Genomic DNA, 17,775 nt, shown 5'->3' with positions numbered 1-17,775 from the left:
CTCAGGACTGGGCGATCGCCGTGAGCACGTCGAGGCGGGCGGCCCGGCGGGCCGGGAGCACACCGGCGATCAGGCCGGCGGCCAGGGTGACGGTGACGATCACCGCCAGCTGGGCGGCCGGCAGGACCACCACCGCCTCCGCAGCCGCACCGAGCCGGCTGACCGCGCCGGCACCGAGCGCGATGCCCAGACCCACCCCGGCCAGGGTGGCGAGGGCGGCGATGAGCGTGGCCTCGCCGCGGATCATGGTGCGCACCTGCGCCCGGCTCATGCCGACCGCCCGCAGCAGGCCGATCTCGCGGGTTCGCTCGGACACCGACAGGGCGAGGGTGTTGGTGATGCCGAGCAGCGCGATGACCACGGTGAGCAACAGCAGCGCGGTCACCAGGCCGAGGACCTGATCGATGGTGGCGGTACGACCGGCGACGGCGGCCGCCTGGTCGCGAACCTGAGTGGTGGGCAGGTCGGCCAGGGCGGTGTCGAGCGCACGCCGGCCGGTGGACAGGCTCACGCCGTCGGCCAGCTTGACGAAGACGCTCGCGTCGACGTCCTCGGCGTAGTGCTTCGCGTAGGTGTCCAGCGAGATGATGTAGTCGGTCTGCAGGGCCTGCGCGTCGCGGTCGCGCAGCAGCCCGACGACGGGGAGCCTCTCCGTCCCGGTGCGGGAGAACGTCATCGGCAGCGGGTCGCCGATGGTGAGCCCGCGCTCGGCGGCGACGTGCGCCGCCAGGACGACGCCACCGGTGTCGAGGGCGCCGAGGCTGCCCGCGGTCAGCTTCAGCGCGGTGACCCGGGGCAGCGTGGCCGGGTCCACGGCGGTGAGGGCGGAGGTGGCCTGCCCGTCCTTCCAGTGCCCGTAGCGCAGCCGCGACGCCACCGCGACCTCCGGCAGCTCGGCCACGTGGTGGTGCACCTTGGCCGGCAGGCCGCCGAGCATCTCGTTGCGGGCGCTCTCCACCACGAAGTCCGCGCTGATCGTCTCGCTGTACGTACGCTGCACCGACTGCTTCACCGAGGTGGCCAGCACGGCGGTGAAGGTGACCAGCGCCAGTCCGAGCGCGAGCGCCAGCGCGGTGGCGGCGGTACGGCGTGGGGTGCGCGCCGCCGATTCGCGGGCCAGGCGCCCGGGGGTGCCGAGGGCGTGCAGCGGCCGGCCGAGCAGCCGTACGGCCGCCGGCGCGAGAGCCGGCCCGGCCAGCGTCAGGCCCACGATCAGCAGGACGGCTGCCGCGGCGAGCAGCATGAGGCCGCCCGTGCCCGCGATGGCGGCGGTGACCCCGGCGGCGCCGGCGGCCACGGCGACGGCACCGGTGACGGCCCGGGCGGTGCCGATCGGCTCGGCGGCCGCCGACCGGCGCATCGCCGCCACCGGGGCGACACGAGCGGCGCGCCGGGCCGGCCCGAACGCGGCCAGCACGGTGACGAACACGCCGACGGCCAGCGACACGACCGCCGTACGCGCGGTGATCACCATCGCGCCGTCCGGCAGCGCGATGCCGGACGCGCCGGCCAGGCCGCGCAGCCCGCTCGCGGCGCCGATGCCCGTCGCGAGGCCGAGTGCCGACGCGAGGACGCCGACCAGGAGCGCCTCGCCGAGCACCGAGGCCAGGACCTGGCGGCCGGTGGCGCCGGTGGCCCGCAGCACGGCCAGCTCGTGGGTGCGCTGAGTGACCACGATGGAGAACGTGTTGGCGATGAGGAAGGCGCCGACGAGCAGCCCGGCGGCGGCCAGCGCCAGCAACATCGCCTGCAGGTAGTTCAGCTGGTTCTGGGCGGCGGAGGAGGAGGCGGCCGCGACGTCCCGGCCGGCCGTCACCTCGTAGCCGGCGCCCAGGGCGGCGGCTACGCCGCGTCGCAGCGTACCCGGGTCCACGCCGTCGGCCGCGGTCACGGCCAGCTCGGTGACGCCGCTGCCCAACCCCAGCATCCGCTGTGCGGCCGGCAGGCCGACCAGGGCCACCGTGCTGTTCGGCAGGCCGGGCCGGTCACCGAACCCGGCCAGGCCGACGACCCGGGCGGTCAGGTCGGCATCAGCACGCACGGTGACGGACTGGCCGAGGGTGATGCTGTACCGCCCGGCGGTGGCGGCGTCGACGACCACTTCGCCGTCGGCGGCCGGCGCGCGCCCGGAGCGCAGCGTGAACGCGCCGACCGGCGGCGGGGTCCAGGACTGCAGCAGGGACGGTCCGGCGGGGACGATCGCCCTGCCCCCGCTCACCAGCAGGCCCTGCCCGCGGACGATCGGTGCGGCTGCGGCCACGCCCGGCAGGGCCCGGACCCGATCGACCGTCGCGGGGCTCAGCGGGTCGCGTTCCACCTCGACGCCCATCGCCGATTCGAAGGCGGCGGCGGTCCGCACGGTGAGGTCGGTGCCCGCCGTCGCGGTCCGGAACTGATCGTCGAGGACCTGCCGGGAGGTGTCGGTGAGCACGAGGGTGCCGCTGACGAAGGTGACGCCGAGGACGACGGCGAGCACGGTGAACGCCAGCCGGGCGCGGTGGGCCAGGGTGTTGCGCAAGATGAGACGCCACATGGCTGTCAGCCGTCCTTCCGGGCAGTGATGAGACTGTCGAGGCCGGTCATGCGGGACAGCACGGCGGCCACCGTGGGCTCGGCGAGCTCGTCGACGACGCGGCCGTCGGCGAGGAAGATCACCCGGTCGGCGTACGCGGCCGCATGCGGGTCGTGGGTGACCATGACGATGGTCTGCCCGAGGTCGTGGGCGGCATGGCGCAGGAAGGCCAGCAGCGCCTCGCCGGAGCCGGAGTCCAGGTTCCCGGTCGGCTCGTCGGCGAACACGATCTCGGGGCGGGTGACGAGCGCCCGGGCCGCCGCCACGCGCTGCTGCTGGCCACCGGAGAGCTGGGCGGGCCGGTGGTGCAGCCGCTGCGCGAGGCCGAGGGCGGTGACCAGCCGGTCCACCCAGGCGGTGTCCGGTCGCCGGCCGGCCAGCCGCAGCGGCAGCTCGATGTTCTCGGCCGCGGTGAGCGTCGGCACGAGGTTGAAGCTCTGGAAGACGAAGCCGATCCGGTCGCGGCGCAGCAGGGTGCGCTGCCGCTCGCTCAGGCCGGTCACGTCGGTGCCGCCGAGCAGGATCCGGCCGGCGTCGGCGTCGTCGAGTCCGGCGAGGATGTGCATGAGGGTGGACTTGCCGGAGCCGGAGGGGCCCATGACGGCGGCGAACTGCCCGGCCGGGATGGTCAGCCCGGCGCCGTCGAGGGCCCGTACCGCCGTGTCGCCGCGCCCGTACGTCTTGACGACGTCGCGGGCCTCGACGGCGATCACGGCCGGCTTCTGTCCGGTGTGCTCGGGTGCGGTGCTGATGCTCATGAACGTGGCTCCTCAGCTGGAGAATCCGGCCGGGGCGGTGCGCCGGCGGATCGGGATGCGGACACGGGCGCGGGTTGTTCTGCGGCCGGCGGCGAAGCGGTACGCCTCGGCCTCGCGGAGCAGGTCCGTGTGGCGTTCGCGGACGTAGTCGGTGAGGTAGAGCGAGTGCACGACGGGCCTCCTGGCGTCTTCGGTGGTGTTCTGACCTGCCGAAGCGTCGCGGGCACGGCTGTCCGTGCCCTGGCCGCCGGCTGGGCGGCGGCGGACAGCGAACGGACAGCGGACAGCGCCACCCTTTCCCCATGCGTGACGAAGTGACGGTCGCCGTACCGCCCGACCTGTGCCGGCGCTGCGTACGGCTGCTCAGCCGGCATGTGAGCGACGTGCCGGGGGTGGTCTCCCTGCAGGTGGACCAAGGGGTGCTGGCGGTCTGCGGCGATGTGGACGCGGACGCGCTGCGGGCGGCCCGTGACCGGGCCGGTTTCGCGGTGCCCGGAGACTAGCGGCCGGCGGCCTCGGCGTAAGCGGCCCGCAGCTGGTCGCGGGCCCATGGGAACTCGCGGTCCTCGAGCAGCTCCAGGGCCTGCCGCAGGTCGTCGACCGCGGCCGCCGCGTCGCCGCGCAGCAGGGCGAGCCGGGCCCGTCCCCACGCCGCCCACGCCGGGTTGCGCGGGTTGCGGACCCGCCGGGCGACCTCGTCGGCCTCGGCGAGCTCGGCCCGCACGGTCGCGGTCTCGCCCAGGTCGAGCCGGGTGTGCGCGAGGTGCACCAGGGCGAACGCGAGGCCGTGCAACGAGCCGTGCGCGCGGCACTCGTCCACCGCGGACCGCAGGTGGGCCAGGGCTTCCTCGCGGTGGCCGGTCTGGCGCAGCGCGATGCCCAGGTGGGCACGGGCGGCGCTGGTCATCATCCGGTCGTCGGCGGCGCGGAGCAGGCCGAGGCAGTGCTGCCAGTCGCGCGCCGACGCCTCGAACTCGCTGCACCGCAGGTTGATCAGCGCCTCCACGTAGTACGTCATGGCGAGCCACCAGCCGCGGTCCCGGTCGCCGAGATCCTCGCGGCTCTGCCGGACCAGCGCCCGGTACTCCTCGGGGTCGCCGCCGTACTGGCCCTCGAAGGCCACGATGAGGCGGGAGACGGCCGCCTCGTCGTCGAGGCCGAGGTGCTCGAACAGCGCCAGGCTCTCGCGGGCGGCGGCGCGCGACGCGGGCGTGGGGTAGTAGACGTACAGTAGCGCCAGCCCTTGCAGCACCCGGGCGCGCGCGGCGTCGGATCCGCCCCGCTCCAGCAGCGCGGTGATGGCGCGGACGCCCTCGTAGCGGGGACCGTAGTTCCAGAACGGCACGAGCGCCGCGGCCAGGCGCAGCCCCGGCTCCGGCGGCTCGCTCGTGCGCTCGACGCAGAACTCCACGGCGGCTCGCAGGTTGTCCTGCTCCTCGGCGAGCAGGTCCCACGCCGGGCCGGTGAATCGCACGAGCGGGCCGTACTGCTCGGCCACCGCGATGTAGTACGCGAGATGCCGTGCCCGGCAGCCGTCCTCCTCGCCGGCCTCGCGCAGTTTCGTCGCGGCGTACTCGCGGATGGTCACCAGCAGCCGGAACCGCCCGGTGCCCGGATCGGCGCTGACCAGGGACCGGTCGACGAGCCGGAACAGCTGGTCGGCGACGCCGGCCGGCTCGCTGTCGCCGAAGCCGCACACCTGCTCGGCCGCCTCCAGCGTCCAGCCGCCGCGGAACACGGCCAGCCGGCGCAGCAGCCGCCGCTCCCCCTCCGGGAGCAGGTCGTGGCTCCAGTCGATGGTGGCGCGCAGTGTGCGGTGCCGCGCCTCGCTGCTGCGCGGTCCGGCGGTCAGCAGCGCGAACCGGTCCCGGAGGCGGTCCGCGATCTCGGCCGGGGGCAGCGCCTTGGCGCGCGCGGCGGCCAGCTCGATGGCCAGCGGCATGCCGTCGAGCCGGCGGCAGATCGACGCCACGGCCCGCACGGCGCCGGCGTCCAGCTGCAGGCCGGGCCGGACGCTGCGGGCACGGTCCAGGAACAGGCGTACGGCCGGGGAGGCGGCGATGTCGTCGGGATCCGCGGTCTCGTCCGGCACGGCGAGCGGGCCCACGGCGAGCTGGGTCTCGCCGGCCACGGCCAGGGCCTCCCGGCTGGTGGCCAGCACCCGGACGCCGGTGGTGGCGGCCAGCAGGTGCTCGACGACGGTGGCGGCGGCGTCCACGACGTGTTCGCAGTTGTCCACCACGAGCAGCGCGCGCCGGTCCCGCAGGTGCTCGGCGACGGCCTCGGCGGCCTGCGTGCCGGGGCCCGGGCTCTGCACGCCGAGCTGGGCGGCGAACGCCCCCGCCACGTCGGCGTCCGGGGCGAGCGCGGCGAGCCGGACGATGTGCACGGTGTCGGCGATCGCCGGCTCGAGGTGCCGCGCGGCCTCCAGCGAGAGGGTGGTCTTGCCGACTCCGCCCGGGCCGGTGAGCGTGACCAGCCGGGCGGCCCGCAACTCCTGCAGCGTCGTGCGCAGGTCCGCGTCGCGCCCGAGGAAGGACGACAGCCGAGCGGGTACGCCCACGGCTGCGGCCGCCGCGCCGGCCGGGGTGACCGCAGCCGCCGGGGTGGGCGCGGCCGCCGGGATCTGCTGTCGCAGGATGGCCTCGGTCAGCGCCCGCAGATCCGGCGACGGGTCGATCCCGAGTTCCTCGGCGAGGCGGTGCCGCAGCCGCTGCTCGACGGCGAGCGCGTCGGCCTGCCGGCCGGCCCGGTACAGCGTCAGCATCAGCAACCGGTGCAGGCGCTCGCGCAGCGGGTACTCGGCCACGAGCGACTCCAGCTCGCCCACCACCGCGGCGTGCCGGCCGGTGTCCACCAGCAGCTCCAGCCGGTCCTCCAGCGCGGCGAACCGCAGCTCCTCCAGGCGTACCCGCTCGGCGCGGATCCAGTCGGTCTGCCCCAAGTCGGCCAGCGCCGGGCCGCGCCACAGGGCGAGCGCCTCGTCGTACGCGGCGAGGGCGGCACCCTGGTCGCCGGTCGCCCGGGCCCGAGCGACCACCTCCTCGAAGCGGTACGCGTCCACCGCCTCCGGCGGCAGGGCGAGCTGGTATCCGGGAGCGCGGGTGACGAGCACGTCGGCGGGCAGCCCCGCGGCCGTCAGGGCACGGCGCAGCTTCGACACCCGGATCTGCAGCGCGTTCGCCGCGTCGGCGGGCAGCTCCTCGCCCCACAGCGCGTCGGTCAGGGCGTCCACCGGCACCACCCGCCCCGGCGACACGGCGAGCCGCGCCAGCAGCGCGCGCACCGAGGGCGCCGGTGACACCGCCGGACGATCGGGTGCCTGCACCTCGACCGGTCCGAGCACCCGGATCAGCAGTCCTGACATGTCTCACCCATCGTGCGCGCGATCATACGCGCCGGCAGGTCAACCGATTCGTACACCCGTCCGAGCCCGGCCGGCCGTCGCGGCGACGTGCCCGGCGATGACCTCGGCGTCGCGGCCCACCCAGCCCAGCACGGCCGAGCCGCGGGTACGCTGCCACGGCAGCCCGACGAAGGACAGGCCGGGCCAGTCCGTCACACCGCCGCAGTGCACCGGGGCGCCGCGATCGTCGAGCACCGGCACCCGCAGCCACGGATAGCTCGGCCGGAACCCGGTCGCCCACACCACGGCGGCGGCCGGATGCCGGGTGCCGTCCTCGGCCACCAGCGCGTTCGCCTCGGCGCCGACCACGCGACCCGTACGGCGGACCATACGCATCAGCGCCTGCACGTCCGTACCGATGATGGGGTTCCGGGCGCGGATCCGGGCGCCGATCCCACGCTGCCCGGACAGGCCCATCGTGCCCAGCCGCGAGAACCACCAGAAGATGTCGCGCCCGAGCAGCCGCTGGGGCAGCGCCGGGCCCAGCTGCGCGCACGCGAGGGTGACGCGCCGGCCGTACGCGGCCAGCTCGGCGGCGATCTGGACGCCGGTGTTGCCGGCCCCGACGACCACGACGTCGCCGTCCGGGATCCGGGCCGGATTGCGGTACGCGGCGCTGTGCACCTGCACGACCGAGGGCGCGAGCCGGTCGCCGAACGCCGGGACGCTCGGGGTGTGGAAGGCGCCGCCGGCGACGACGACCTGCCGCGCCGTCCACTGCCCGGTCGTGGTGTCCGCGATGAACCCGCCGTCGCCGTCGGCCCGCAGCGCGGTCACCGAGCAGCCCGTGTGCACCGGCAGCGCGAAGTGCTCGGCGTATCCGGCCAGGTAGTCGGCGACCTCGTCCTTGCCGGGGTGACCGTCCGGGTCACCCGGGAACGCCAGGCCGGGAAGCGCGTCGTAGCGGCGCGGGGTGAACAGCGTCAGCGAGTCCCAGCGCCGCCGCCAGGCGTCGCCGACCCGGGGGTGGGCGTCGAGGACGGCGCAGTCGATGCCGGCCCGGCGCAGGTGGTAGCCCGTCGCCAGGCCGGCCTGGCCGCCGCCGACGACCACCGTGTGCACGTCGGTGCCCATCAGGCGGCCTCGTAGCCGGCCTCGGCGATGGCCGCGCGGATCGCCCGTTCCTCGCCGCCGGTGACCCGGACGGTCTTGCCGGCGAGATCGACGTCGACGTGGCGGACGCCGGGCACGGCACCCACCTCGTGGCGGATGGCGGTGGCGCAGTGGCCGCACGAGATGCCGGGCACGGAGAACAGCTGGTCGTTCATGGTGACTCCTCTCGGGTGGCGCTCCGGGGTGGGGCGCCGGATGTGACATCACCGTGCGGGCCGCGGCTGTCCGTGCGCTGTCCGTCCGCTCTCGGCCACGGCCAGAGCGTGGACAGCGCCCCCCGGCAACCTCTGCGGCATCGGTCCGCGCGGCGGACCCGACGAGGGAGGACGACATGACGACACCGACAGCGGTCTCGTGCCGGCTCGACATCGGTGGGATGACCTGCGCCTCGTGCGTGGGCCGGGTGGAGAAGGCGTTGATCCGCCTCGACGGTGTCGAGGCGGCGGCCGTGAACCTGGCCACGGAGGTCGCCACCGTCACCTACGACCCGGTCCGGGTCGGCACGGCCGAGCTGACCGAGGCGGTCCGGGCCGCCGGGTACACCGCGACGCCGCCGGCGGCGCAACGGCCGGCCGGGCGTACGCGGGAGCCGGCCGGCGACCGCGACGCTGAGCCGGCCGGCGACCGCGACCGGGAGCTGGCCGCGCTGCGCCGGCGCTGGCAGATCACGCTGCCGGTCGGCCTGGCGATGATGGTGCTGATGTACGTGCCGCTGCCCATCGACACGATGGACTGGCTGATGCCGCTGCTGCTGGTCGTCGCGTCGGTGGTGCAGGTCTGGGCCGGCGGGCCGCTGTACGCCGCCGCCTGGGCCGCCGCCAGGCACCGCGCGGTCACCATGAACACCCTGGTCGCCCTGGGCACCACGGTCGCGTACGCCTACAGCGCCTTCGTCACGCTCTGGCCGGCTGCCGCGGAACGCGCCGGGTTGCCGCTGCACGTCTACTTCGAGATCTCCGTGGTGGTGCTGGCGCTGGTGCTGCTGGGCCGGTGGATGGAGGCGCGGGCGATGCGCCGGGCCGGCGCCGCGATCCGGGCGCTGATGGATCTGCAGCCGCCCACCGCCCGCGTCGTGCGCGGCGGCGTCGACACCGAGGTGGCGCTGGCCGAGGTCGTGGTCGGCGACCTGGTACGGGTGCGCCCCGGCGAGAAGGTGCCGGTCGACGGCGTCGTGACCGAGGGAGTGTCGGCGGTGGACGAGAGCGTCGTCACCGGCGAGAGCCTGCCGGTCGACAAGACCGCGGGCGACCGGCTGATCGGCGCCAGCATGAACGGCACCGGGTCGCTGCTCATGCGGGCCACCGCGGTCGGCGCCGACACCACGCTCGCCCAGATCGTGCAGCTGGTCGAGCGGGCGCAGGGGGCCAAGCCGCCGATGCAGCGGCTGGTCGACCGGGTGTCGGCCTGGTTCGTCCCCGCGGTGATGGCCACGGCGCTGCTCACGTTCGCCGGATGGGCGGTCTTCGGTCCCGACGGCGAGGGGATCACGCTGGGCCTGGGCACGGCTATCGCCGTCCTGATCATCGCCTGCCCGTGCGCGCTGGGCCTGGCCACCCCGACCGCCGTCATGGTGGGCACCGGCAAGGCGGCCGAGCTCGGCATCCTGCTCTCCGGCGGTGAGGCGCTGGAGCAGGCACGGCGGCTCACCACGGTGGTGCTGGACAAGACCGGCACGATCACGCGCGGCCGTCCGGCCGTCACCCGGGTCCGCAGCGCCGCCGGCGCGCTCGCGGCCGACGAGATGCTCGCCCTCGCCGCCGCGGCCGAGGCGGGATCCGAACACCCGCTGGGCGAGGCCATCGTCGTCCACGCACGGCAGCGGAAGATCACCGTACCGGCCGCACGGTCGTTCACGGCGCTGCCGGGTCACGGCGTCGAGGCGGTCGTCGGGGAGCACGCCGTCCTGATCGGCAACGCCGCGCTGATGAGCCGCAACGGGATCGGGATCGCGGCGCTGCGGTCCGAGGCGGACGAGATCGCCACCGAGGGCGGCACCCCGATGTACGTGGCGGTCGACGGCAGCCTGGCCGGTCTCATCGCGGTCGCGGACACGGTACGGCCGGAGTCCCGCGAGGCGATCGCCCAGCTGCGCGAGCACGGCCTCGACGTGTGGATGCTCACCGGGGACAACCGGCTCACGGCCGCGGCGGTGGCCCGCGAGGTCGGCATCGAGCACGTCATCGCGGACGTACGGCCCGAGGACAAGGCGGCGCACATCGCCCGGCTCCAGGAACAGGGCGCGGTGGTGGCGATGGCCGGTGACGGGATCAACGACGCGCCGGCGCTGGCCCAGGCCGACGTGGGCATCGCGATCGGCACGGGCACCGACGTGGCCATCGCGGCCGGCGACATCACGCTGGTCGGCGGGGACCTGCGCGGCATCGTCCAGGCGATCGCGTTGTCCCGGCGTACGGTCACCACCATCAAGCAGGGCCTGGTGTGGGCGTTCGCCTACAACGTGCTGCTCGTCCCGATCGCCGCCGGGCTGCTGTACCCGGTCACCGGCACCCTGCTCGACCCGTCGCTGGCCGCCGCCGCGATGGCGATGAGTTCCGTCAGCGTCATCACGAACGCGGTCCGGTTGCGCCGCTTCGACGGCACTGCGCACGCCCGGATCGGCGACTACGCGTACCTGCTCGGGGTGGCCCTGCTGGCGGTGGCCGTCGGCGCGGGCCTGACCGCGCTGAGCCGTACCGAGGCCGCGAGCCGGGGCATGAACGGGGTGCTGGCCTGGGTGCAGAGCACCGGCATGCCGATGCGGCCGGCGATGAGCGTCATGATGACCACCGACACCCCGCCGCGGCCGGCGGCCGAGGACGGCGTCCGGGTGCTGCTGGACGTGCCGGCCGGCACGCTGCCGGGCGAGCCGGCCACCGCGCTGATCCGGATCACCGACGCCGCGACCGGCCGCCCGATCGAGGACGTCGGACGCAGCCACGCGGCGTGGATGCACTTCATCGTCACGCGCGACGACCTGAGCACGTTCCTGCACATCCACCCGGAGCCGACCGGGATCCCCGGCGTCTTCCGCACCGGGCTGACGTTCCCCACCGCCGGCCGCTACCTGATCCACACCGAGTTCCGCCGCCGCGGCGCGATGAGCGACCTGATCGAACGGCACGAGGTCGTGGTGGACGGTCTGCGGCCCCGGCCGGCCGCGGAGACCGGGCCGTCGCCGCGTACCCAGGTCGCCGGCGGCCTGCGCGTCACCCTCGACGGCGACGCGAAGCTGGGCGAGAACACCTTCTCGTACACGTTCACCGACGCCGCGACCGGCGCTCCGGTGACGGGGCTGCGGCCGTACCTGGGGGCGGCCGGCCACGTCGTGGTGATGCCGCTGGACGGCTCCGGCTTCGCCCACGAGCACGCCGAGGCCGAGGACGGGCGCGGCAGGCCGGTGTTCGCGCTGCCGTCGGCGCGGTTCGGTCCGGAGTTGACGGTGCACGCGGACCTGCCCCGGCCGGGCCTCTACCGGATGTGGGGGCAGTTCCGGGACCCTTCGGGGACCGTACGCACGACGGCGTTCACCGTCGAGGTCGGTCGGTAGGGTTCAGTCCGCCGGCATCAGGACGGTGGACAGCAGGCGGCGGGTGCGACCCTCGGGCGGTAGCGACATCCGCCGGGCGACCAGCTCACGGAGTTCGGTGATGAGCTCCGTGAGTTCGTCGTCGGTCAGGTGCAGCACCGCCTGCCGGTAGCCGACCAGGTCACGGCCCAGGTCGACGTCGCCGCGCGCCAGATAGCGGTCGAAGTCGGCGAGCAGCCCGGCGGCGAAGGCGGCGAACGCGGCGCGGTGCTGCTCGACGGTCAGCTGCGCGGCCGCCTCGGGGCCGATGACCGTGGTTCCGGTGCGCAGCCGGTAGGTGCGCTCGGCGGCGCCGCGTACCCGTCGCTCCCCCACCACCTCGAGCACGCCGGCTTCGGCCAGGGTGGCCACCTGCCGGTAGAGGGTGGCGGTCGCCACGTCCGGGAGCAGCTCGCGCAGTCGCAGCGTGGTGAGCTCATGGTCGCCGAGAAACGCCTGCACGATTCGCAGCCGTACGGGGTGGAGCAGCAGCTCCGGCGTCGTCGCCATCACGCTCCCTAGATCATTCTCATGCTTGACATCATTCTCAGACATGAGAATACTGAATCCATGAGCGTTGTGTCCATGACCCCGTCGACCCTGACCATCGGCCTCACCACCGCCGAGAAGGTCGCCGGCCTCCGCGGCGATGTCACCGTCCCGCTCACCGCGATCACCTCCGTCGAGGTCGTGCCGGACGCGCTGACGGCCGCACGCGGGCTGCGCGCCCCCGGCCTGGCGCTGCCCGGGCGGCGCAAGATCGGCACCTGGCGCACGAGGAGCGGTGCCGAATTCGTCCTGGCCGGCCGCGGCTAGGCCGGGGTGCGCCTCACCCTCACCGGCCACCGGCTCGCCTCGGTGCTGATCGGCGACGACGACGCCGAGTCGCTGGCCGAGCGGATCCGGAGCGCCCGATGACCACCCCGGCCGCGACCGCCGTCAGCGAGATCGAGCTGCGCTTCCCCGGCGTGGACCGCGACCTCGCGGGCACCGTGACGCTGCCCGGCGGCGCCGGCCCGTTCCCCGCGGCGGTGCTGGTCAGTGGGTCCGGGCCGGTCGACCGGGACTCGAACGCGCCGAGACTGGCGATCGATTCCACCCGGCAGCTGGCGCACGCCCTGGCCCGCGCCGGCATCGCGACGCTGCGCTACGACAAGCGGGGCGTCGGTCAGAGCCGGCTGTTGCGCGACGGCGCCACCGAGGGCAGGAACGGCTGGATGCGGGTCGGACTGTTCGACAACGCCGACGACGTGGCCGCCGCCTTCACCGCGCTGGCGGCCCGTCCCGACGTCCGAGCCGGGCAGCTGTTCCTCGTCGGGCACAGCGAGGGTGCGATCCTGGTGACCATCGCCGCGGCCCGGATGGCGGACGCGGCGACCGGCCCCCGCCCGGCCGCGGTGGTGCTTCTGGCCGGCGCCGCCCGGCCCGGCGACGCCGTCCTCCGCCGGCAGGCCGGCATGCTCGCTCCCACCCTGCCGGCGCCGGTCCGCGGCCTGCTCAAGCTGCTGCGCACCGACCTGGTCCGCCAGGTCGGCCGGAACCACGACAAGATCCGAGCCACCAGCACCGACATCGCCCGCGTCGGCGGCGCGCGGCTCAACGCGAAATGGTTCCGCGAATACCTGGGCTACGACCCGCGCGCCGACCTGGCCCGGCTGCGGATCCCGGTGCTCGCCGTGACCGGCAGCAAGGACCTGCAGGTCGATCCCGCGGACCTGGCCGCGATCGCCGAGATCGTGCCCGGCCCGGTGCAGACCTGGCTCGCCCCGGAAGTCACGCACATGCTGCGTACGCAGCCCGGGCCGCCCTCGCTCCGCGCCTACAAGGAGGAGGTCCGCCGCCCGGTGGACCCCGGCCTTCTCGACCGGGTGGCCACGTGGCTGACCGACCAGGCCCCGGCCTCCTGAGCGGGCGGCGAGCCGGCCGCAACCGGCTCGCCGCCGCCTGATCCGGCGCTACGCCAGGGCCCGCTTGAGGGCGTCGATGCGCAGCGCCCAGATCCGCTGCGCCAGCGCGGCGTCCGCGGCGAACGTCTCCGCGGCGTGGTAGCTGCCCGGGTGCACGTGCAGTTCCGTGGGCACCCCGGCCGCCATGAGCCGCTGCGCGAACGCGATGTCCTCGTCGCGGAACAGGTCCACGGTGCCGACGTCGATGAACGCCGGCGGCAGCCCCGACAGGTCCTCGGCGCGGCTGGGGGCCGCGTACTGGTCGGCCGGCTTGCCGCCCAGGTACCAGGCCCACGCCTCGAGGTTGCCGGCCCGGTCCCAGATCCCGATGTCGGTGATCTCGTAGCTCGACGCGGTCTCGTTCCGGTCGTCGACCATCGGGTAGATCGGCATCATGAATGCGAGCGCCGGGCCGCCCCGGTCCCGCGCCATCAGCGCGGTCGCGATCGTCAGCCCGCCACCCGCGCTGGCGCCGTAGATCGCCAGCCGTTGCGGGTCGATGCCCAGCTCCTCGGCGTGCTCGGCGGTCCACCGCAGGCCGGCGTAGCAGTCCTCGGCGGGCGCCGGGTGCGGGTTCTCCGGCGACAACCGGTACTCCACCGACACCACGACCGCGCCGACCTGGTCGCAGATCAGCGTCGCGACCGGGTCCTCGCCCTCCACGGACCCGAGGATCATCCCGCCGCCGTGGATGAAGAAGATGCCCGGCAGCGGCGCCGCGACATTGACCGGTTTATAGATCCGTACGCTGATGTCCGGCTCGCCTTGCGGGCCCGGAACGGTCCGATCCTCCTTGACGACATTCGGGTTCTCGGGCACCTCGATGGCGCTCAGCATCTCGGTGACGGCGGCGCGGCGCTGCACGATGTCGGCGATGGCGTTGAAACCGCCGGGCATCGCTTCGAGCAACTGATCCAGGGGTACGCGTACCTCGGGGTCGATCAGGTCACGACGGGACATGGTGTTCTCCTCTCAGACGGTCAGTTCGAAGCCCTCGTAGCCCTTCGCGGCCACCTCGTCGCACTTCTTCCGGTATTCGCCCACCCCGCCGGCGTACGGCATGAACACCCGCGGTTTGCCGGGCACATTGGCGCCCATGTACCAGGAATTCGCCTTCGGGTAGAGGGTGTAGCTCGCGATCTCGTTGACGTGGTCCACCCAGGCGTCCTGCGCCTCCCGGACCGGCTCGATGACCCGCAGCCCCTGCTCCCGCAGATGCGCGATCGCGTCGGTCACCCAGTCGACGTGCTGCTCGATGGACACGACCATGTTGGAGAGCACGGACGGGCTGCCCGGCCCCGTGATCATGAAGAAGTTCGGGAAACCCGCGGTGCCGATCCCCAGATACGTCCGCGGCCCCGCACTCCACGTCTCCTTCAACGACAATCCGTCGCGCCCCCGGATGTCCACGTTGGTGAGCGCGCCGGTCATGGCGTCGAATCCGGTCGCGTACACGATCGCGTCGAACTCGTACTCGCGCTCGGAGGTCCGGATGCCCTTCTCGGTGACCTCGACCAACGGCGTACGCCGCAGATTCACCAGATGCACGTTCGGCCGGTTGTACGTCTCGTAATAGTTGGTGTCCAGGCACGGCCGCTTCGTCCCGACCGGATACTCCGGGCTCAGATCATCGGCCACCTGCGGGTCGGAGACGATGTCGTGGATCTTGCGGTGGATCCACCGCTTCGCGGTGTCGTTGGCGGCCTGGTCGACGGCCAGATCCTTGTACGCGGTCAGCAGGTTCACGAGGCTCCCGCTCTCCCACGCGACCTCGAAAGCGGCATCCCGCTCGGCCTCCGACACCTCGAGCGCGGACTTCGTCGGAACCGGCGTCGGCACCCCGAACCCGGACTCGCGCTGAGCCTGCCGGAACTTGCGATAGTTCAGCTTCATCGTCTTGATTTCGTCAGGCCGCAACCGCCGGTTCCGAGCCGGCAACGAGTAAGCCGGAGTGCGCTGGAAGACGGTCAGGTCGGCGGCCTGCTCGGCGATCACCGGAATGGACTGCACCCCGGAGGAACCGGTCCCGATGATCCCCACCCGCAACCCGGAGAAGTCGACACCCTCGTGCGGCCAGTGCGCAGTGTGGTACGTCGCGCCCTTGAAGGTGTCCAGCCCGGGAATCTCCGGCATCTTCGACGCGGACAGGCACCCGGTGGCCATGACCAGGAACCGGGCCGTGACCGCATCCTCGTGCTCGGTACGCACCAGCCACGACTTCGCACCCTCGTCCCAGGTCGCGGCGCTCACCCGCGTACGGAACACAATGTCCTTCCGCAAGTCGAACCGGTCGGCGACGTGGCGCGCATACTTGAGAATCTCGGGCTGGGTCGGGTAACGCTCCTGCCACTCGTACTCCTGCTCCAACTCGTCGGAGAACGAATACGAGTAGGCGAGGCTTTCGACGTCGACGCGAGCTCCCGGGTACCGATTCCAGTACCAGGTCCCGCCGACATCGGCGCCGGCCTCGAAAACGACGGCGGTCAGATCCAGTTCCCGCAACTTGTGCAGCAGATACATGCCGGAGAACCCAGCGCCGACGATGACGACGTCGACGGAGGGCGGGACGGTACGGGGGTGGCTCATGATGGCCTCCTGGGATGATCCTGCTTCCGGGGGTTTCGCCGGGTCGCCCTTCCTCGGGCCGTTCTTCCGGTGGTCTGGCCTGCTTCCGGCCTCCATGACCACCCGGCCAAAGGCCAGGCGGGGGCTCCGTGAGCCCAGGCGTCATCGGGCCGCCGACCGGCATGCCGCCGGCGTGCAGCGTGATGGCTGACTGAGAGAGGTGAACCCGCAATGCCGCGGCCATGCGGGCCGTACACGTGGTCGCCGTCCATCCGGCCGGTCGGCGTCCGGCCTGCCGAAGGCGGTCAACTCTGTCGACTACAGGACGGGTCGGGGAAAGCCGGTGGGGAGCCGGCGCAAGCGCATCTGCAAGGCCCACCCACCCCGATCCCACGGGCCGCCCCGGGAGATCGGAGGGCGGCGCGGAATGAGTGGCCTGCACCACAACATAGGATGCATTCTGCGTTCGGTCAATGTTTCCCGCCGGTAAAACCCCAGCTCAAGATCCCTCCCGAGGTGGCGCCCCGCCACCTCGCTCCCCCCACCGGCGCGCCGGGGTGGGGTGCATGCGACCCCAGAACAGCGCCGTGTAAAGTTCTCTCCTGTGCGGCCCACCGGGGCCTACCGAACGCGGATGCCAACCGCGGATCGGCCCGGCTAGGCTGTACGGAGCAGGTCCGGGTGGCGGAATGGCAGACGCGCTAGCTTGAGGTGCTAGTGCCCTTTATCGGGCGTGGGGGTTCAAGTCCCCCCTCGGACACACATTAAGCACACGGCCGAGATCGGTAGACACGATCTCGGCCTTCAGCGTCTTCGGGCCTGGTTTGTAGGTCATCCGCAGGCCGATCCGGCTGTACAGCTCCGCCTTGTCCCGGGGGTCTGCGCCGCGCAGGACGGTGAGCAAGCTGCCCAGGCCGTCGACGATCGCCGCAATCTGATCATCATTGAGCCGCTGCGGTGGTGCCTCGCTCACGCGTAGCGCGGCCTCTGCGGTGACCCGAACGGTCGACGCCTCGCGGATCCAGCTCGCGATGAGCGCGGGGTCTCCCCCAGCGTCCAGCGCCGCGCGGTAGCGCCCGATCTTGGCATCGCAATCAGTGATCGTCTGACGGAGTCGCCCCGTCTCGTCATTCGCGCGATAGGCGGCCAGCTCGGCGCGGTGGTGAGCGTCGGCCAGGGCGCGCAGGTTCGCGGCCAGCGTGCGCCCGTTGAGTTCCTGGCGACGGAACCGGTCAACGGGATCGGTGATGGCGTCTTCACGCAGGTACAGCATCGGCGGGTGGGCGACCTCGTGTTGGCGCACGAAGTCGCGTGACGCCTTGCACCGGTAGTACAGGCGGCCGTGGTTGAGGTTGCCGACCATGTGGCGTCCGCAGAGCCCGCAGTTGATGAGCCCGCGGAACAGGTACGGGCAAGTGCTGCGGCGCGGCGCTCGGCCCTGCCCCGGGGGGCGGCCAGCTACCCGCGTACGGCGAACTGACCTACGAGATGACCGCGAGCGCATCGCATGTCGCTACTGCGGAGCCCGGCCCTTGGGCGCTGGGCAGAGGAAGGCGTCCAGGTCATCGTTGACCATCCTCTCACCACTACGGAGCCCGGCCTCGGCGGCCGGGAAGAGCAGTGCGGCGACCTCGTCGAACGCGCCATCTCGCACCTGGTCAACTGGAAGATCCTCGACCTCGGCTACCGCGGCCGGATCTCCGATTTCCCGGACCTGCTACGCACCGTCACGAACCTTGAGATCTACCGGGCACGCAGGGTCATTGCATTGTCCCGTTACTGCTGGTCACGGCTGTGATGAGATCGTGTGGGCGGTGGTTGGCGCGGCGGCTGGCCCGGGCGATGCTGGT

General features: G+C 73.3%; 15 protein-coding genes and 1 tRNA gene. 6 read left to right on the top strand and 10 right to left on the bottom strand.

The window, feature by feature from the left end; genetic code table 11:
* Position 1: 1 nt before the first annotated feature.
* The 3 genes from AB0K03_RS39100 to AB0K03_RS39090 are packed head-to-tail and all read right to left on the bottom strand — an operon-like array spanning position 2 to position 3,501.
* Positions 2 to 2,533 (bottom strand): ABC transporter permease, encoded by a 2,532-nt coding sequence (locus tag AB0K03_RS39100; protein ID WP_364696554.1) that lies wholly within the window; start codon positions 2,531 to 2,533, stop codon positions 2 to 4.
* Between the two features lie 5 nt (positions 2,534 to 2,538).
* Positions 2,539 to 3,330 (bottom strand): ABC transporter ATP-binding protein, encoded by a 792-nt coding sequence (locus AB0K03_RS39095; protein WP_364696551.1) that lies wholly within the window; start codon positions 3,328 to 3,330, stop codon positions 2,539 to 2,541.
* A gap of 12 nt (positions 3,331 to 3,342) precedes the next feature.
* Positions 3,343 to 3,501, bottom strand: coding sequence for a hypothetical protein (locus tag AB0K03_RS39090; RefSeq protein ID WP_364696548.1), 159 nt, complete (start codon positions 3,499 to 3,501; stop codon positions 3,343 to 3,345).
* Between the two features lie 131 nt (positions 3,502 to 3,632).
* On the opposite strand from AB0K03_RS39090, the gene AB0K03_RS39085 reads away from it, so the two are divergent.
* Entirely contained in the window at positions 3,633 to 3,833 is a 201-nt protein-coding gene (locus tag AB0K03_RS39085) for a hypothetical protein (RefSeq protein WP_364696545.1), read from the top strand.
* On the opposite strand, the gene AB0K03_RS39080 is transcribed toward AB0K03_RS39085, so the two are convergent.
* Genes AB0K03_RS39080 through AB0K03_RS39070 form a run of 3 tightly spaced genes read right to left on the bottom strand, consistent with a single transcriptional unit; the run spans position 3,830 to position 8,004 of the window.
* Positions 3,830 to 6,697 carry a BTAD domain-containing putative transcriptional regulator gene (locus tag AB0K03_RS39080; RefSeq protein WP_364696542.1) on the bottom strand — a complete coding sequence of 956 codons (2,868 nt, stop codon included), beginning with the start codon at positions 6,695 to 6,697 and terminating at the stop codon, positions 3,830 to 3,832. The genes AB0K03_RS39085 and AB0K03_RS39080 overlap by 4 nt on opposite strands.
* Before the next feature lie 39 nt (positions 6,698 to 6,736).
* A complete protein-coding gene (locus AB0K03_RS39075) occupies positions 6,737 to 7,810 on the bottom strand; it encodes an NAD(P)/FAD-dependent oxidoreductase (RefSeq protein ID WP_364696539.1) in 1,074 nt (357 codons plus the stop codon).
* The gene (locus AB0K03_RS39070; protein WP_364696536.1) at positions 7,810 to 8,004 is read right to left on the bottom strand and encodes a heavy-metal-associated domain-containing protein; all 195 of its coding nucleotides are present in this window, start codon (positions 8,002 to 8,004) and stop codon (positions 7,810 to 7,812) included. Before AB0K03_RS39070 ends, AB0K03_RS39075 begins: the two co-directional genes overlap by 1 nt.
* A gap of 176 nt (positions 8,005 to 8,180) precedes the next feature.
* On the opposite strand from AB0K03_RS39070, the gene AB0K03_RS39065 reads away from it, so the two are divergent.
* Positions 8,181 to 11,396, top strand: coding sequence for a heavy metal translocating P-type ATPase (locus AB0K03_RS39065; protein WP_364696533.1), 3,216 nt, complete (start codon positions 8,181 to 8,183; stop codon positions 11,394 to 11,396).
* A gap of 3 nt (positions 11,397 to 11,399) precedes the next feature.
* Here AB0K03_RS39065 and AB0K03_RS39060 read toward each other — a convergent pair whose 3' ends face one another.
* Positions 11,400 to 11,924, bottom strand: a complete 525-nt coding sequence (locus AB0K03_RS39060; protein ID WP_364696530.1) for a helix-turn-helix domain-containing protein — start codon at positions 11,922 to 11,924, stop codon at positions 11,400 to 11,402.
* 60 nt (positions 11,925 to 11,984) lie between these two features.
* On the opposite strand from AB0K03_RS39060, the gene AB0K03_RS39055 reads away from it, so the two are divergent.
* A complete protein-coding gene (locus AB0K03_RS39055) occupies positions 11,985 to 12,230 on the top strand; it encodes a hypothetical protein (RefSeq protein WP_364696527.1) in 246 nt (81 codons plus the stop codon).
* Between the two features lie 98 nt (positions 12,231 to 12,328).
* On the top strand, positions 12,329 to 13,321 hold the full coding sequence (locus tag AB0K03_RS39050) for an alpha/beta fold hydrolase (protein WP_364696524.1): 993 nt from the start codon (positions 12,329 to 12,331) through the stop codon (positions 13,319 to 13,321).
* 48 nt (positions 13,322 to 13,369) lie between these two features.
* On the opposite strand, the gene AB0K03_RS39045 is transcribed toward AB0K03_RS39050, so the two are convergent.
* Positions 13,370 to 14,320, bottom strand: a complete 951-nt coding sequence (locus AB0K03_RS39045; RefSeq protein ID WP_364696521.1) for an alpha/beta hydrolase — start codon at positions 14,318 to 14,320, stop codon at positions 13,370 to 13,372.
* A gap of 12 nt (positions 14,321 to 14,332) precedes the next feature.
* Positions 14,333 to 15,946 carry an NAD(P)/FAD-dependent oxidoreductase gene (locus AB0K03_RS39040; RefSeq protein ID WP_364696518.1) on the bottom strand — a complete coding sequence of 538 codons (1,614 nt, stop codon included), beginning with the start codon at positions 15,944 to 15,946 and terminating at the stop codon, positions 14,333 to 14,335.
* Positions 15,947 to 16,600: 654 nt separating this feature from the next.
* Between AB0K03_RS39040 and AB0K03_RS39035 the strand changes: the two genes are divergently transcribed.
* Positions 16,601 to 16,685, top strand: a tRNA-Leu gene (locus AB0K03_RS39035).
* Here the strand turns inward: AB0K03_RS39035 and AB0K03_RS39030 are convergent.
* A complete protein-coding gene (locus AB0K03_RS39030; RefSeq protein WP_364696515.1) occupies positions 16,650 to 17,429 on the bottom strand; it encodes a recombinase zinc beta ribbon domain-containing protein in 780 nt (259 codons plus the stop codon). The genes AB0K03_RS39035 and AB0K03_RS39030 overlap by 36 nt on opposite strands.
* Positions 17,430 to 17,432: 3 nt before the next feature.
* On the opposite strand from AB0K03_RS39030, the gene AB0K03_RS39025 reads away from it, so the two are divergent.
* Positions 17,433 to 17,723, top strand: a complete 291-nt coding sequence (locus tag AB0K03_RS39025) for a hypothetical protein (RefSeq protein WP_364696512.1) — start codon at positions 17,433 to 17,435, stop codon at positions 17,721 to 17,723.
* The last annotated feature ends 52 nt before the right edge of the window (positions 17,724 to 17,775 follow it).

This window comes from Actinoplanes sp. NPDC049316 (genome assembly GCF_040677315.1).
Lineage (GTDB): Bacteria > Actinomycetota > Actinomycetes > Mycobacteriales > Micromonosporaceae > Actinoplanes.
This window is presented reverse-complemented; position numbering and strand designations above follow the sequence as displayed.

Coding starts and splice junctions, on each gene's coding strand:
- AB0K03_RS39025 (WP_364696512.1), top strand. CDS start 17,433: ATGTCGCTACTGCGGAGCCCGGCCCTTGGGCGCTGGGCAGAGGAAGGC.
- AB0K03_RS39085 (WP_364696545.1), top strand. CDS start 3,633: ATGCGTGACGAAGTGACGGTCGCCGTACCGCCCGACCTGTGCCGGCGC.
- AB0K03_RS39065 (WP_364696533.1), top strand. CDS start 8,181: ATGACGACACCGACAGCGGTCTCGTGCCGGCTCGACATCGGTGGGATG.
- AB0K03_RS39045 (WP_364696521.1), bottom strand. CDS start 14,320: ATGTCCCGTCGTGACCTGATCGACCCCGAGGTACGCGTACCCCTGGAT.
- AB0K03_RS39075 (WP_364696539.1), bottom strand. CDS start 7,810: ATGGGCACCGACGTGCACACGGTGGTCGTCGGCGGCGGCCAGGCCGGC.
- AB0K03_RS39040 (WP_364696518.1), bottom strand. CDS start 15,946: ATGAGCCACCCCCGTACCGTCCCGCCCTCCGTCGACGTCGTCATCGTC.
- AB0K03_RS39070 (WP_364696536.1), bottom strand. CDS start 8,004: ATGAACGACCAGCTGTTCTCCGTGCCCGGCATCTCGTGCGGCCACTGC.
- AB0K03_RS39060 (WP_364696530.1), bottom strand. CDS start 11,924: ATGGCGACGACGCCGGAGCTGCTGCTCCACCCCGTACGGCTGCGAATC.
- AB0K03_RS39030 (WP_364696515.1), bottom strand. CDS start 17,429: ATGCGCTCGCGGTCATCTCGTAGGTCAGTTCGCCGTACGCGGGTAGCT.
- AB0K03_RS39095 (WP_364696551.1), bottom strand. CDS start 3,330: ATGAGCATCAGCACCGCACCCGAGCACACCGGACAGAAGCCGGCCGTG.
- AB0K03_RS39080 (WP_364696542.1), bottom strand. CDS start 6,697: ATGTCAGGACTGCTGATCCGGGTGCTCGGACCGGTCGAGGTGCAGGCA.
- AB0K03_RS39055 (WP_364696527.1), top strand. CDS start 11,985: ATGAGCGTTGTGTCCATGACCCCGTCGACCCTGACCATCGGCCTCACC.
- AB0K03_RS39100 (WP_364696554.1), bottom strand. CDS start 2,533: ATGTGGCGTCTCATCTTGCGCAACACCCTGGCCCACCGCGCCCGGCTG.
- AB0K03_RS39050 (WP_364696524.1), top strand. CDS start 12,329: ATGACCACCCCGGCCGCGACCGCCGTCAGCGAGATCGAGCTGCGCTTC.